Source organism: Pseudacidovorax sp. DMC4, from assembly GCF_056314265.1.
In genome coordinates this window covers 211,169-226,853 of the sequence record NZ_JBQUYR010000006.1, presented here as the reverse complement: position 1 = coordinate 226,853, position 15,685 = coordinate 211,169, and the positions used below count along the sequence as shown (strand labels likewise).

The following is a 15,685-nucleotide window of genomic DNA, read 5'->3' as shown; positions in this document are numbered from 1 at the left end:
CATGCCCGGCGCCGCCTTCAGTGACACCTGGTACCGCGTGGCCGGCCAGCGCGTGGCGCTGCAGCCGGCCGTGCAGGCGCGGGCCCAGCGCTACCGCGGCCAGCTGTGGTTCGTGCTGGAGGACGTCTACGCCCACCGCTTCTTCCGCGTCACGCCGCAGGCCTACGACTTCGCCCGCGCGCTCGACACCGGCCGCACCGTCGACGAGGTCTGGCGCGAGTACGTGCGCGTGCACGGCGCCGCCGCGCCGGGGCAGGACGAGGTGGTGCGCCTGCTGTCGCAGCTGCACGTGTCCAACATGCTCGTGACGGCCGGCTCGCCCGACAGCCATGCCATCGACGAGCGCAGCCGCCGCCAGAAGGACCGCGAGCTGCAGGGCAAGCTGCTGTCCTTCCTGTACGTGCGGGTGCCGGTGTTCAACCCCAACCGGCTGCTCGACCGCCTGCGTCCGCTCGTCATGGCCTGCACCGGCCGCGCCGCGGGCGTGGTGTGGCTGCTGGCCGTGCTGGCCGGCGTGTGGACGGCGGTGGAGCATTCCGAGCGCCTGGGCCGCCATGCCGACGGCGTGCTCTCGCTGTCCAACCTGCCCTGGCTCTACCTGGGCATGACGCTGCTGAAGGTGCTGCACGAGACGGCGCATGCCTTCGTGGTCAAGCGCTACGGCGGGCAGGTCCACACCTTCGGCGTGATGTTCCTCATCTTCACGCCGCTGCCCTACGTGGACGCCACCGCCACCTGGGGCTTCGGCAGCCGCTGGCGGCGCGCCTACGTGGGCCTGGCGGGCGTGGCCACCGAGCTGTTCTTCGCCGCCCTGGCCGCGCTGGTGTGGGCCCACACGGCGGAGGGACCGCTCAACGGGCTGGCCTTCAACATCATGTTCATCGGCTCGGTCTCGGCGCTGCTGTTCAACGGCAACCCGCTGCTGCGCTTCGACGCCTACTACGTGCTCACCGACCTGGTGGAGATGCCCAACCTCTACCAGAAGGGCCAGCAGCAGGTGCTGGCCTGGTGCGACCGCGTGCTGCTGGGCAACCGCGCCGCCGCCGGCCCCGCCACTGATGCGACCGAGCGCCTGTGGTTCACCGCCTACGGCTGGGCCAGCTTCGCGTACCGCCTGCTGCTGAGCGCGACCATCCTGCTGACCACGCTGGACAAGTGGTTCGGCGTCGGCCTGGCGCTGCTGGCCACCACCGTCGTCACGCTGCTGGTGCTGCCGGGGCGCAAGTTCGCCGCCTACCTGGCCGGCCCGGCCGTGGCCGGGCGCCGCACGCGCGCCGTGGGCACCGTGGCGGGCCTGGTGCTGGTGGCCTACGTGCTGGCCGCCTGGGTGCCGCTGCCCCATGCGGTGCGCGTGCCCGGCGTGCTGGAGGCGCAGCGCCGCGCGCTGCTCTTCGTCGAATCGCCCGGCGTGCTCACCGAGCTTCGCGTGCGCCACGGCCAGAGCGTGCGCCGCGGCGAGGTGCTGGCCGAGCTGCGCAATCCCGACCTCGACCTCAACATCGACCTGGCCGCCCTGCAGCTGGATGAGCTGCGCACCCTGCAACTGCAGTCCCTGCAGCGCACGCCCGCCGACGCCGCGCCGCTGCAGGTGCGCATCGACGCCACCCGTCAGCAGCTGGACGAACTGCGCGCCCTGCGCGAGCGCCTCACCGTGCGCGCCCCGCAGGACGGCGAATGGGTGGCGCCCCAGCTGCACGAGCGCCGCCAGGCCTGGATCGAGCGCGGCCAGTTGCTGGGCGAGGTGGTCGATGCCGGCCACTACCGCTTCAGCGCCGTGCTGGCGCAGGGCGACGCGGCCGACCTGTTCGGCGCGCCGCCGGTGGCCGGCGAGCTGCGGCTGGCCGGCCAGGCGGGGCAGGGCATCGCCGTGCAGCGGCTGGAGGTGATCCCCTACCAGCGCGAGCGCCTGGCCTCGCCGGCCCTGGGCCTGCCCGGCGGCGGCGAGGTGGCCGTGCGGCCGGACGACAGCACCGGCACGCTGGCGGCCGAATCCTTCTTCGAACTGCGTGCACCGCTGCCCGCCGGCGCGCCGGCCACCACCTATGCCGGCATGTCCGGCGTGCTGCGGGTGGCCCTGCCCGCGCAGCCGCTGTGGGATCGCTTCCACAAGGGCTTCCTGCAACTGCTGCAGAAGAGGTACGCGCTGTGATCCTGCCCGGCGCCGACGCCTCCCACGACAGCACGCCGGCCGCGCCCGCGCTGCGCTCGCCCTGGGCCGGGCGCAGCACGCTGCCCGGCTGGTGGCGCCTGCAGGCCTGGCGCCGGCAGGCGATGCTGGCCGCCCTGCTGCAGGCGGCCCGCGCCGCCGAGCCGCCGTTGCAGCGGCTGGACGACGAGGCGCTGGCGGCATGCGCGCGCCAGGCCCGCCACGCCCTGCGCGCCGCCGTCCTGCGCGCCGGCGAGGCCGCCACGAGCGCCACCGTGCCCGCATGGGGCGCGGCTGCCGCGGCGGCGGCCGAGCTGGCCTCGCGCAGCCTGGGCCAGCGGCCCGCGCCGGCCCAGCTGCAGGCGGCCCTGGCCATGGCGCAGGGCCGGCTGGTCGAGGCCGGCGCCTGCAGCGGCAAGAGCCTCGCCATCGCGCTGGCCGCCGTGCTGGGCGCCTGGGCCGGCCGCCGCTGCCACCTGGTGTGCGGCAACGAACTGCTGGCCGCGCGCCATGCCGCCGCCTTCGGGCCGCTGTACCTGCGCTGCGGCGTGCCCTGCGCCGTGCTGCCGCCCCAGGCCCCGGCAGAAGCCGCGCCGCAGGCCTACGGCGCGCAGGTGCTGCTCGTCACCGCCCGCCGCCTCCTGGCCGACCGGCTGCGCGATCCCGCGCTGTGGCCGCGCGCCACGCCCTGCTGGGCCCTGGTGGACGACGCCGACCGCGTGCTCATCGACGACGCCGTGCAGCCGCACGTGGCCAGCGAGCCCGGCCACAACCCGCTGCTGCTGGAGGCCATCGCCTGCGCGCAGGGGCTGGCCGAGGGCTTCCGCGCCGGCGAGCACTACCACGACCGCCGCCGGCTGCTGCGCTTCACCCCCGCGGGCCAGGCGCTGCTGGCCGAGGTGGAGGCGCGGCTGCCCCCCTTCTGGCGCGCGCCCCGCCGGCGCGACGAGCTGCTGATGCAGGCGCTGGTGGTGCGCGACCGGCTGGTGCGCGGCCGCCACTACGACGTGCAGCCCGGCCCGGCCGGCGGCGCACGCATCGTGCTGGGCGGCGAGATGCCGCTGGCGCAGCTGGTGCCCGAGCGCAGCCTGCACACCGGCCTGCTGCAGGCGCTGGAGGCGCGCGAGGGCCTGCCGCTGTCGCATCCGCCCGCCACCCGCGGCCGGCTGTCGCACCAGGAGCTCTTCGGCGGCTACCGGCTGCTGGGCGGCATCGCCTCGTCGCTGCGCGGGCTGGAGTCCGAGCTGTGGCGCATCTACGGCGCCGTGGTGCTGCGCCAGCCGCGCACCGCCCCGCCGCTCGCCCTGCGGCATGCCCTGGCGGCGACCGATGACGAGGTGCGTGCCCGCCAGGCCGCCGAGGCCGTGGCCGAGGCCGTGCGGCAGGGCGCCGCCGTGCTGGTGGGTCTGCGCCGCATGGAGAGCTTCCGCCTGCTGGTGCCCGCGCTGCGCGCCCATGGCCTCAGCCCCGCCGTGCTGGGCGCCGCCGCCCCGGGCCCCGACGACGGGCTGCTGCGTCCCGGCGAGGTCGTGCTGGTGCCCGAGCCGCTGCTGGCCGGCCTGGATGTGCGCACGGTGCCGGTCACGACGCCGCTGCAGCTGCTGCTGCCCGAGCCGCTGGATTCGGCCCGCACCGAGGCGCTCTTCCATGCCCGCGGCCAGCGCCTGCCGGCGCCGCGCCGCGGCCTTCGGCTGTGGTCCGCCCCCGCCGGCACGCCGCTGGCGGCCGCCGTCGCGCGGCTGGAGTCGGCCCTGCCGGCGCGCCTGGCCGATCCCCTGGCGCTGGTGCTGCTGCGCACCGGCTTGCGCCTGCAGCGCGCCGTTGCCGCGCGCCAGGCGCGCCGCCAGCGGCGCCAGCTCTTCCTGCACGAGCAGCAGCTCGTGCTCCAACTCTCCTTCGCCGCCCGCGGCGAAGCCCCTGTCCTGCGAGGTGAACTGCATGCCCCCCTTCCTTGAACCGATGCGCGCCCTGCGCCGCGCGCGCCCCTGGCCGCTGCTCGTGCTGGCCCTCGCCGGCTGCGGCGGAGGCGGCGGCGGCGGTGGTGGCGGCGGCTTCTTCCTGCCGGTGCCCGAGACGCCGCTGGTGCTCAGCATGGCCGACAGCGTCGCGCTGGAGTCCGGCAACGGCATCATCTTCACGGTCAAGGTCGAGTCCGGCCCCAACGTGGACAAGACCATCACCTTCACCACGGCCGACCTGGCCCCCAACCTGGCCGCCAAGCCGGTGGCGGGCTATGCCCGCGGCGGGGCCAACTGCCCCGCCGGCGGCGACTACGTGGCCGCCAACGGCACCTCGCTGCGGGTGCCGGCCGGCGCCTCCAGCGTGACCTTCGCCATCCCGCTGTGCGACGACGGCACCTTCCAGGCCAACAAGCGCTTCCGCGTGAGCATCGGCGGCGCCTCCAATTCGCCGGTGGCCTACGGCACCATCCTCAACGACGATGCGGGCGGCCTCAACGACACCGGCATCGCCCAGTGCTACACGGCGGCGGGCGCGGCGGTGGCCTGCCCGGCCAGCGGCCTCGCGGGCCAGGATGCCGAATACGGCCGCGACAGCCGGGCCCTGACCGGCGGCGGCAGCGACGGCCCGGCCGGCTTCAGCTATGCCAAGGTCTCGGCCAGCGGCCAGGCCATGGCCTCCGGGGCCAGCGGCTGGGCCTGCGTGCGCGACGCGGTCACCGGCCTGATGTGGCAGGTGCAGCAGGGCGTGAGCCAGCCGGCCGCCACCGCCTTCGCCGACGTGCAGGCGCAGATCGACGCCGCCAACACCGCCCGCCTGTGCGGCGCCAGCGACTGGCGCCTGCCCGAGGTCGGCGAGCTGGACAGCCTGGTCAACGCCGGCCGCAGCACCGGCGTCGCCGCCACCACCGAGTGGTTCTCCGACCTGGCCGGCCTGGGCAACCAGGCGCGCTCGGTGTTCTGGAGCAACACCACCTATCCCGACGACGCGCAGACCGCCTGGGTGGTGGACTTCTCGCTGGGCATCGTGGGCCCGCGCAACAAGGCCGATTCGCCCGGCAATGCCGTGTCGCTGCGGCTGGTCAGCGGCGGCAGCGCGCCGGCCCTGTCGTCGGCGGCGCCGTGCACCGCCGATTCGGCCAAGTCGGCGTCCGACCGCTACAGCACACCCGGCGACGGCACCGTCACCGACCGGCGCACCCAGCTCATGTGGGCGCAGTGCCCGCAGGGCCAGAGCGGCGGCAGCTGCGAGTCGGGCAGCGCCGCCAGCTTCAGCTGGAGTGGCGCGCTGGCGCAGGTGGCGGCCGCCAATGCCGCGGGCTGGCTGGGCTACAGCGACTGGCGCCTGCCCAACCGCAACGAGCTGGCCTCGCTGGTCGAGCGCCACTGCCGGGCCCCCGCCTTCAACCGGGCGTACTTCCCCAACAGCGCGGGCGCCAGCTACTGGAGCAGCTCGCCGGCGGTGCCCAGTGCGGGCAGCGCCTGGTACGTGGACTTCGTCGATGGCGACGTGGCCATCGCGGACATGGCGGGCAACCGCCGGCTGAGGCTGGTGCGGGCGGGCCAATGACAACCGGCTGCCGGCTGGCGCCGCGCCCCCGTGCCGATCGCGCACGGGGGCGCTTCGCGCTTGCAGGCGGGCCGATGACGCAACCACAGGGCATGCCGCGGCCAGCCGCGGCGTGATGGCGAGACGGGCCGGCGAGAGGCCCGATCGGAAACGAGAGAGACGGAGAAGATCATGAAGAAGGCACTCAAGAAGACGGTGGCGCGCATGGTGCGGGACGCCTGGCGCCTGGAAGCCCTGGAGCCGCGCGTGCTGCTGTCGGCGGACCCGGTGCTGGGCGTGCTGCCCGTGGTCATGCCGGACGACCAGGGCCATGCCCAGGCCCTGCACGGCGCCTACGACTTCGACGCCGCCGACAGCCAGGCGCCGGCCTCGCCGCTGATCTCGCCCGAGGCCTACCAGGCGCTGGTCGAGCAGCCGCGCCTGACGGCCGTGCCCACCACCTTCTCCGTCGACAGCCAGGTCTTCGACGTCGGCAACCTCGCCAGCCAGGGCTATTTCGACAGCACGCTTGCCGTGGCGGCCAACGAGACGCTGTACGGCTCGGGCTCGCTCAACGTGGCGCTGCTCAACAGCGGCACCGTGAGCCCGGGGCATTCGCCCGGCGTGCAGAACGTGCTGTCGTACACCCAGTCGGCCGGCGGCACGCTGGAGATCCAGCTGGGCGGCAGCGACGCCGGCACCGGCAGCGGCCATTACGACCAGCTCAACGTGAGCCAGCTGGCCACGCTGGACGGCAAGCTCAGCGTCAGCCTGATCGACGGCTTCCGGCCCACCGAGGGGCAGGAGTTCACCTTCCTCACCTACGGCCAGCTCAGCGGCAGCTTCGCCCACGGCACGGGCTTCGTGCAGGCCGACGACGACCTGTACTTCACCATCGAGCAGCGTGCCGGCGACAACGGCGGCGGCGCACTGGTGCTGGTGGCCCACCAGCTCGACGGGGCCGCGGCCTTCCTGGTGGACGCGCTGGCCCAGAGCGCCGCGGGCACCACGGCCACCGACCGCATCGGCGAGTTCCTCAACCATTCCTACTTCGCCGACAACCAGAGCGTGGCCTTCAGCGGCGCGGTGGACCTGGGCCAGGGCCTGAGCCTGTCCGGCGACTTCCAGCTGGGCCACACCGCGCACCTGCTGCTGGGCGAGGGCGCCGACCAGGGCTACTACGACGTCTTCACGCTGTCGCTGGCCGGCGGCAGCGGCTACCTGGGCCTGGACGCGACCGACAGCCAGGCGCCCGGCCTCGCGTTCAGCGGCGCCGACGTGGGCATCGTCTTCATCGCCGCCACCGACGGCAGCGACCGCGGCTGGGTGATGGCGCAGGGCCAGGCCAGCGGCGCCAGCCTGCAGGGCGTGGCCATGCAGCTGGACGCGACGCAGCTCACGCTGGAGTTCAGCCTGGGGCTGGGCGCCGGCAACAGCGGCAGCCTGGACCTGCACAACACGCCGCTGCACATCACCGACGCGCAGCAGCAGGTGCTCTACACCTTCGACGGCACGGGCTCGGACAGCAACGCCGCCACCCTCGCCGGCCATGCCAGCCTGACCGTGGCGAGCGACCTGCGGCTGGAAGGCGACATGGGCTTCTCGGTGGCCGACGGCACGCTCCAGGCCGCGGGCCAGGACATCAGCGCGCGGCTGCAGGCCGGCGGCATGGCGGTGGGCATCGACCACGGCGCCTTCGGCCTGGTGGTCGACGGCGACGGGCTGATCGCGCTGGAGGCCTCGGGCCGCGCCTTCCTGCAGGGCGGCGACTTCGCCTCGGTCAGCGCCGACTCGGCCACGCTGCGCTTCAACCAGCAGGCGCAGGCGCTCACCGGCCATGCGCTGGCCTTCGGCGACTTCGCCTACACCTTCTCCGACCTGCCGGGCCACAGCGCGGCCACGGTGGGCATCTACGGCCTGCAGGCCGTGGTGGGCGGCAGCATCGCCATCCACGGCGACTTCTTCTTCCAGCCCGGGGCCGACGGCGCCATGGCCATCGTGGCCAGCAAGGCCTCGGTCGCGCTGCGCAGCGGCGCCTTCGATGCCGGCGTGACCGATGCCGATGTGGGCCTGCTCGTGCTGGCCGGCGGTGGCGGCACCGTGCTGGAGGCCACCGGCGGCATCGACGTCGCCCTGGGCGCGGACGTGACCCTGGCCGCGGCCGTGGCCAGCGTGCGCTGGAACAGCACCGCCGCCGATGCCAGCGGCACCGTGGTCGACGCCGCGGGCGGCAGCCACACCTTCGGCGACGGCCTGCTGGCCGGCGTGCAGGAAGTGGCCGTCAGCCAGGGCCTGCTCGAAGTCGCCGGCTTCTTCAGCGCCACCGGCGACTTCGCGCTGCACAAGGGCACGGCGCAGATCGTGCTGGCCGGCGATCCCGACACGCCGGTGCTGGCCGACGTGCTCACGCTGGGCGCCAGCCATCTGGACGCCAGCGCCGGCCTGCTGGGCACCGCCTTCGGCCTGCAGATGACGGGCGTGGAGTTCGCGCTCGCCCTCATGAGTGCCCGCAGCGATGCGAGCCGCACCTGGACCGGCCTCAAGGCCTCGGCCGAGACCGTCTCGCTGCAGGGCGTGCCGGGCGTCTCGGCCAGCGGCAGCCAGTTCGGCATCACCATCAACCGCGCCGGCCGGGCCGGCGACCCCGTGGCCGACCTGGCCCGCAGTCCGCTGCGCGTGGCCACCGGCGCCGACGGCGGCGAGATCGTGCTCGACATGGACGGCGCCGCCGGCGAGCTGCTGCATGCGCAGGGCACGCTGGACCTGTCGCTCTTCGGCTTCGTGCAGGCGCAGGGCACCGTCTCGGTGGACCGGCGCAGCGAATCGGTGGTGCTGGCCGACGGCAGCGTGGTCGATGCGCAGCTGCTGGCCATCGGCCTGCAGGACGCGGGCGGCCATGTGGGCATCGGCGGCGTGGGCTTCGACCTGGCCGGCGCCGACCTGGGCCTGGCGCTGCTGGCCGACTCGGCCGATGCCAGCCGCACCTGGGTCAGCGCCCAGGCCACGCTGGGCACGGCCAGCCTGAGCGGCATCGATGGCCTGTCGCTGTCCGGCAGCGACCTGGGCCTGACGATCAACCAGGCCGGCCGCCAGGGCGACGCCGTGGTGGACTACCTGGCCTATGGCCTGACGGTGGGCGAGGGCGCCGATGCCGTGGCGCTGGACATGGACGGGCGCGACGGCACCCTGCTGCAGGTCAGCGGTCATCTCGACCTGCAGGCCTTCGGCTTCTTCAGCGCCGAGGGCGACTTCGCCCTGCGCAAGAGCAGCCAGACCGTGGTGCTGGCCGACGTGGCCGCCACGGCCGACGTGGACGAATCGGCCACGCCGGTGCAGGTGGACATGCTCAGCCTGGGCGGCCGCGGCATCGCCGCCTTCGCGGGTGTGCGCGACGGCCAGACCGACGCCTTCGGCCTGCGCCTGTCGGACGTGGACTTCGCGCTGGCGCTGCTGAGCGAGGCGGGCGCCGGCGCGCAGGCGCGCCACTGGAGCAGCCTGCAGGCCCGCGTGGGCGAGGCCGCCTGGGTGGGCATCGACGGCTTCGCGCTGTCCGGCAGCGGGCTGTCCATCGAGATCAACCGCGCCGCCGCCGACGGCAGCCTGGTGGACTACGCCAGCGGCCGCACCCAGCTGGCCGTGCCCGTGACCACCGGCACCACGGTGGCCCTGGCCATGGACGGCAGCGAAGGCGAACTGCTGCGCGCCAGCGGCCACCTGCGCGTGGACGCCTTCGGCTTCCTGCAGCTCGAAGGCGACTTCGCCCTGGCCAAGTCCACCCAGACGCTCACGCTGGCCGACCACAGCCAGGTGCGGGCCGACCTGCTCACCCTGGGTGGGCACGACCTGCAGGCCTTCGCCGGCACCGGCGGCGGTACCGCCCAGGCGCTGGGGCTGCAGCTGTCGGGCGTGGACTTCGCGCTGGCCCTGTCCACCGAGCAGGTGGCGGCCGGCCAGCCGGCACGCAACTGGACCAGCCTGCAGGCCCGCGCCGACGGTGCCGCGCTCACCGGCGTGGACGGACTCGTGGCCGCCGGCGAGGACCTGCGCCTGGCCATCAACCGCGCCTCCTCCGGCCCGGTGGTCGACTTCTCCGCCGGCGCCACGGCACTCGCGCTCGACACCGGCGCCGGCCGCCTGGCCTTCGACATGGACGGCGCCGAGGGCGCCATCACCCGCGCCGCCGGCACGCTGCGGCTGGACGCCTTCGGCTTCTTCCAGGCCAGCGGCAGCTTCGCGCTGGAGCGCTACGACACCACCTTGCACACGGCCGACCTGGCCGGCACCGCCGCCGACGAGTCGGGCGATGTGCAGGTGCACCTGCTGACGCTGGGCGCGCACGACCTGGAGGCCTTCGCCGGCGTCGGCGACACCGGCTTCGGCCTGTCGGGCGTGGACCTGGCGCTGGCCCTGGCCACCGAGAAGACCGCCACCGGCCAGAGCGCACCGGCACGCCAGTGGAGCGTGCTTCAGGCCAGTGCGGGCACGGCCGGCTTCACCGGGCTCGACGGCTTCAGCGCCAGCGGGCAGGACCTGTCCGTGGCCATCAACCGCGCCGCCGCCGACGGCGTGGTGCTGGACTTCTCGGGCAGCCACGGCCTAGCCGTGGACACCGGCGCCGACACCGAATTCACCCTGGCCCTGGACGGCAGCGAAGGCGCCGTCACCCGCGCTGCGGGCCACCTCACCCTCGACCTCTTCGGCTTCGTGCAGCTCGAAGGCGACTTCGCCTTCAACCGCAGCAGCGGCACCGTCACCCTGGCCGACGAGGACCACACCCAGGTCGACGTCGACCTGCTCACCGTGGGCGCGGCCCATGCGCGCGGCTTTGCCGGCCTGGCCGGCGGCAGCAGCGACGCCATCGGCCTGCGCTTCGACGACGTCGGCTTCGGCCTGGTGCTGGCCACCGAGCAGCTGCAGGCGGCGGGCGGCACGGCCCGCCACTGGAGCGCACTGGAAGCCAGCGCCGGCAGCGCCGCCTTCATCGGCGTCGACGGGCTGGTCGCCACCGTCAGCCAGGTCGAGCTGCGCATCAACCGCGCCGATGCCGATGGCGTGGTGGTCGACTGGGCGGCGCAGCCGCTGCCCGTGGCCACCGGCCCCGACAGCACGCGCACGCTGGACTTCGCCGGCAGCGCCGGCGAGCTGCTCGAAGCCGCGGCCCACATCGAACTCAACGTCTTCGACTTCTTCGCCGTCGAAGGCGACTTCGCGCTGCAGAGCAAGCGCCAGGACCTGACCCTGTCCGACGGCAGCGTCATCCATGCGGACACCCTCACGCTGGGCGGCGCCGGCCTGTCCGCCTTCGCCGGCCTGCATGGCGGCAGCGACGACGCGCTGGGCCTGCGGCTGGGCCAGGCCGACTTCGGCCTGCTGCTGGCCACCGACCGCGATGCGCCGGCCCGCCACTTCACCAGCCTGCAGGCCAGCGCCGAGCTGGCCGACTTCGTGGGGCTCGACGGCGTGACCATCGCCGGCTCCGACCTGCAGGTGCAGATCAACCGCGGCATGCCCATCCCCGCGGTCGATGCCGGCACCGAGACGCAGAACGCGCAGTGGCACCTGCAACTGGCCGCCGGCACCTCCGGCACGCTGGACCTGGACTACGGCGGCCACCAGGCGCAGCTCGCGCTGGACGGCCGCGAAAGCAGCAGCGCCCTCATCGCCCTGCTCACCGGCGCGCTCGAAGGGCTCACGGGCATCGGCCAGGGCAATGTGAAGGTCAGCGGCTCACGGGCCGAAGGCTTCACCATCGAACTCGTCGGCGCCCTGGCGGGGGCCCAGGCCCAGGCGTTGACGGTGCAGGCCCATGCCGCGCCGGTCACGGTCACGGTGGGCACCGCGGCCGAGGCCACGGCCGGCGCCAGCGAGGTCAAGCAGATCGTCATCGAGGCCGAGCGCGTGCCCGCGCCGCCGGTCGGCATCGGCATCGCGCAGGTGGTGGCGGCCACCGCCGGGGCCGACGAGGTCAAGCAGCTGCTCTTCACCACGCCCTACTCGTCGCGGGGCACCTACACCCTCGAAATCGACGGTGTCGCCGGCTCGCGCACGCTGACCTTCGTGGGCAACGACGTCACCAACAACGCGCGCTACATCCACGATGCGCTGGTCGGCCTGCTGGGCGCCGCCGACGGCGACGTGCAGGTGCGCTTCGACACCCAGAGCCAGGGCGGCCACCGCTACAACATCCGCTTCCTCGGCGCACTGGCCGGCACCGACATCGGCGACCTGATCGTCACCGAGACCATGTCGGGCGACGTGGTGCCGCTGAACATCCGCCAGGGTGGCGGCGGCACGGGCGAGGTGCAGCGCATCGCCGTCGACACCGCGGCCACCGGCCACTACACGCTGTCGCTGGCCTTCGGCGGCCGCACCTACACCACCGCGGCGCTGGCTTTCGACGCCGATGCGCAGGCGGTGGAGGACGCCCTGAACGCCGCCTTCGCCGCCATCGGCGGCGAGGTGAGCGTCAGCACCACGGCCGGCGGCGCGCTGCTGGTGCAGTTCGGCGGCGTCTTCGTCGGCCAGGACGTGGCGACCCTGCGCAGCCAGGTGAGCGTGGACGAGATGCGCCCCTCGGGCAGCTTCACCATCGAATACGCCGGCGTGCGCACCGGCCCCATCGCCTACAGCGACGACCCGGCCGCCCAGGCCGCGGCCATCGAAGCCGCGCTGCTCGCCCTGGACGCTTTCGCGCCCGGCGACCTGCATGTGGCCTACAACGCCAATGCCTCGGGCAGCCGCTTCGCCAGCTACGACGTGGTCTTCACCGGCGCCCGCGCCGACCAGGACATCGGCGACTTCACCACCCACTTCGGCGACCTGGACCATGCCAGCGCCGCGCCCTTCAACCTCGTACAGGGCCATGCCGCGGGCGCCGAGTCGCAGCGCGTGCACTTCGACACCCAGGCGACCAGCGGTGGCTTCACGCTGTCCTTCAGCCACGGTGGGCAGACCTGGACCACCGCGGCGCTGGCCTTCGACAGCAGCCGCGCCGAGATCAATGCGGCGCTGGCCGCGGCCTTCGGTGCCCACATCGACGGAGCCCTGATCGAGGCCACCTTCTGGAACGGGCAGGACCTGGTGGTGCGCTTCGGTGGCAGCCTGGCCGGCGAGGACGTCGCGGCGCTGCAGGTGCAGGCCACGGCCGAGGTGCAGCAGCCCGTGCTGTCGCAGTTGCAGGACGGCTTCACCCACCACACGCCGGCCGAGCCGGCCGGCACGCTGGTCATCGACTTCGCGGCGCAGTCTGTGGACGTGGCCACGGGGCCCGGCGGCCAGGCCATGACCCTGGACATGGACGGTGCGCTGGGCGAGCTCACCCGCGTGCGGGGCCACCTGGAGGTGGACCTGTACGGCTTCTTTCAGGTCGGCGGCGACTTCGCCATCGACCGCAGCAGCAGCCAGGTGACGCTGGCCGACGGCAGCGATGTGGCCGTCGACCTGCTCACCCTGGGCGCGCATGACGCCCACGCCTTCGCCGGCCTGGACGGCGGGCGTGCCGACGACCGCACCGGGCTGGTGCTGGACGGCGTGGACTTCGCGCTGGCGCTCGTCACCGACAAGCTGGACGCCGAGCGCCACTGGACCAGCCTGCAGGCCACCGCGGCCCAGGCCGAATGGGTGGGCACCGATGGCCTGACCCTCGCCGCCACCGGCATCAGCGTGGCCATCAACCAGGCCAGCCGCGACGGCGACGCCGTGGTGGACTACGGCGACGGCGCCACGGCGCTGAGCATCGCCACGGGACCGGCGACCGAACTGGCGCTGGCGCTCGATGGCGACCAGGGCGAACTGCTGCAGGCCAGCGGCCACCTGACCGTTGACGTCTTCGGCTTCTTCCGCGTCGAAGGCGACTTCGCCATCGAGAAGAGTTCGGCCGAAGTCACCCTGGCCAAGACCAAGGACCAGACGGAAGCCGAGAAGGTCGACGTCGACCTGCTCACGATTGGCGGCACGGGCGTCGACGCATTTGCCGGCATCAATGGCGGGACCAGCAGCGCCATGGGTCTGGAACTGACCGGCGTCGAGTTCGGCCTGGCGCTGATGAGCCAGCAGATGGCGGCAGGCAGCACCACGCCTGCGCGGACGTGGACGAGCCTGCAGGCGACGGCCACGAGCGCCGAGTTCAAGGGCGTGGACGGCCTGGAACTCTCTGCCGGCGCCATCGCTGTGGCGGTGAACCAGGCCGGCAAGGCCGGCGACCAGGTGGTCGACTACGGCACTGGCAAGACCGAACTGAAAGTCGGCACCGGAACCGGCAGCGACCTCGAACTGACGCTGGACGGCAGCAAGGGCGAGTTGCTTCAGGCAAGCGGTCACCTGACCGTCGACGTCTTCGGTTTCTTCCGTGCGGAGGGCGACTTCGCCATCGAGAAGAGTTCGGCGGAGGTCACGCTGGCGAAGGCCAAGGACCAGGCCGAAGCGGAGAAGGTCGAGGTCGACCTGCTCACGATTGGCGGCACGGGCGTCGACGCATTTGCCGGCATCAATGGCGGCACCAGTAGCGCGATGGGACTGGAGCTGACTGGCGTCGAGTTCGGCCTGGCTTTGATGAGCCAGCAGATGGCCGCAGGCAGCACCACGCCCGCACGGACGTGGACGAGCTTGCAGGCAACGGCCACGAGCGCCGAGTTCCAGGGCGTGGACGGCCTGGAGTTGTCCGCGGGCGCCATCGCTGTGGCGGTGAACCAAGCCGGCAAGGCCGGCGACCAAGTGGTCGACTACGGCGCCGGCAAGACCGAATTGAAGGTCGGCACCGGAACCGGCAGCGATCTGGAGCTTGCCCTCGACGGCAGCAAGGGCGAGCTGCTGCAGGCCAGCGGCCACCTGACCGTTGACGTCTTCGGCTTCTTCCGCGTCGAGGGCGACTTTGCCATCGAGAAGAGCAGTGCCGAAGTCACGCTGGCCAAGACCAAAGACCAGACCGAAGCGGAGAAGGTCGAGGTCGACCTGCTGACCATCGGCGGCAGCGGCATCGATGCCTTTGCCGGCATCAACGGTGGCACGTCCAGCGCGATGGGCCTGGCGCTCACGGACGTCGAGTTCGGCCTGGCCCTGATGAGCCAGCAGATGGCGGCAGGCAGCACCACGCCTGCACGCACCTGGACCAGCCTGCAGGCCTCCGCCGCCTCCGTGGCCTTCGTCGGCCTGGGCGACGACGTGACGGCCTCGGCCACGGACCTGACGGTGCGCATCAACCGCGCCGGCCTGCAGGGCGATGCCGTGGTCGACTATGCCGACGGCGCCACCGACCTGAAGATCGACGTGGGCGCCGACGCGCCGCTGGCGCTGGACATGGCGGGCAGCAAGGGCGAGATGACCCAGGCCGCCGGCCACATCGCGCTGGACATCTTCGGCTTCTTCCGTGTCAGCGGCGACTTCGCGGTCGAGAAGAGCACGGCCGACGTGCAGCTGGCCGCCAAGGGCACGGCCCAGCCCGAGAAGGTCGCCGTGGACGTGCTGACCATCGGCGGCGCCGGGGTCGATGCCTTCGCCGGCACCGGCAACGCGGGCCTGCAGTTGCAGGACGTGGACTTCGGCCTGGCGCTGATGACGCAGCAGTCGGTGCCCGGCCGCACCTGGACCACGCTGCAGGCCACCGCCGGCAGCGCCTCGGTGCAGGGTCTGGGCGACCTGCAGCTGGACGCCACCGGCACGCGTGTGCTGATCAACCAGGCCGGCCGCGCCGGCGATGCGGTGGTCGACTACGCCAGCGGCGCCACCGAACTGGCCGTGGCCACCGGCGATGGCGACCTCGCCTTCGACATGGCCGGCAACCTGGGCGAGCTGCTGCAGGTCAGCAGCCACCTCAAGCTGGACGTCGACGGCTTCTTCCAGGTCGAAGGCGACTTCGCGATCCAGACCAGCACCCGCACCGTCACCCTGGCCGACGGCACCGAGCAGACGCCCGCGAGCCAGGTGAAGGTGGACGTGCTGACCATCGGCGGCCACGATGTGGACGCCTTCGCCGGCCTGCACGGCGGCCAGACCGATGCGCTGGGCCTGGCGCTGCACCAGGTCACCTTCGGGCTG

4 protein-coding genes (1 of these 4 only partly in view) are annotated in these 15,685 nt (G+C 73.5%); all 4 read left to right on the top strand.

The genetic code is table 11. The features are described from left to right. Position 1 precedes the first annotated feature (1 nt). Positions 2–2,149: a hypothetical protein gene (locus ACT54X_RS13215; protein WP_476346937.1), complete on the top strand. Its 2,148-nt coding sequence runs from the start codon at positions 2–4 to the stop codon at positions 2,147–2,149. Continuing rightward, a complete protein-coding gene (locus ACT54X_RS13210; RefSeq protein WP_476346936.1) occupies positions 2,146–4,101 on the top strand; it encodes a hypothetical protein in 1,956 nt (651 codons plus the stop codon). The genes ACT54X_RS13215 and ACT54X_RS13210 overlap by 4 nt, the downstream gene beginning before the upstream one ends. Further along, the gene (locus ACT54X_RS13205) at positions 4,085–5,674 is read left to right on the top strand and encodes an Lcl C-terminal domain-containing protein (protein WP_294368009.1); all 1,590 of its coding nucleotides are present in this window, start codon (positions 4,085–4,087) and stop codon (positions 5,672–5,674) included. The genes ACT54X_RS13210 and ACT54X_RS13205 overlap by 17 nt, the downstream gene beginning before the upstream one ends. Before the next feature lie 171 nt (positions 5,675–5,845). Next, positions 5,846–15,685 carry the start of an LEPR-XLL domain-containing protein gene (locus tag ACT54X_RS13200; protein WP_476346934.1) on the top strand. 37,173 nt of this gene lie beyond the right edge of the window, so the window shows 9,840 of its 47,013 coding nt (coding positions 1–9,840); the start codon lies at positions 5,846–5,848; its stop codon lies off the right edge, out of view.

Excerpts from the sequence above, each read along its gene's own strand:
- ACT54X_RS13205 (WP_294368009.1), top strand. The coding sequence starts at position 4,085 with ATGCCCCCCTTCCTTGAACCGATGCGCGCCCTGCGCCGCGCGCGCCCC.
- ACT54X_RS13215 (WP_476346937.1), top strand. The coding sequence starts at position 2 with ATGCCCGGCGCCGCCTTCAGTGACACCTGGTACCGCGTGGCCGGCCAG.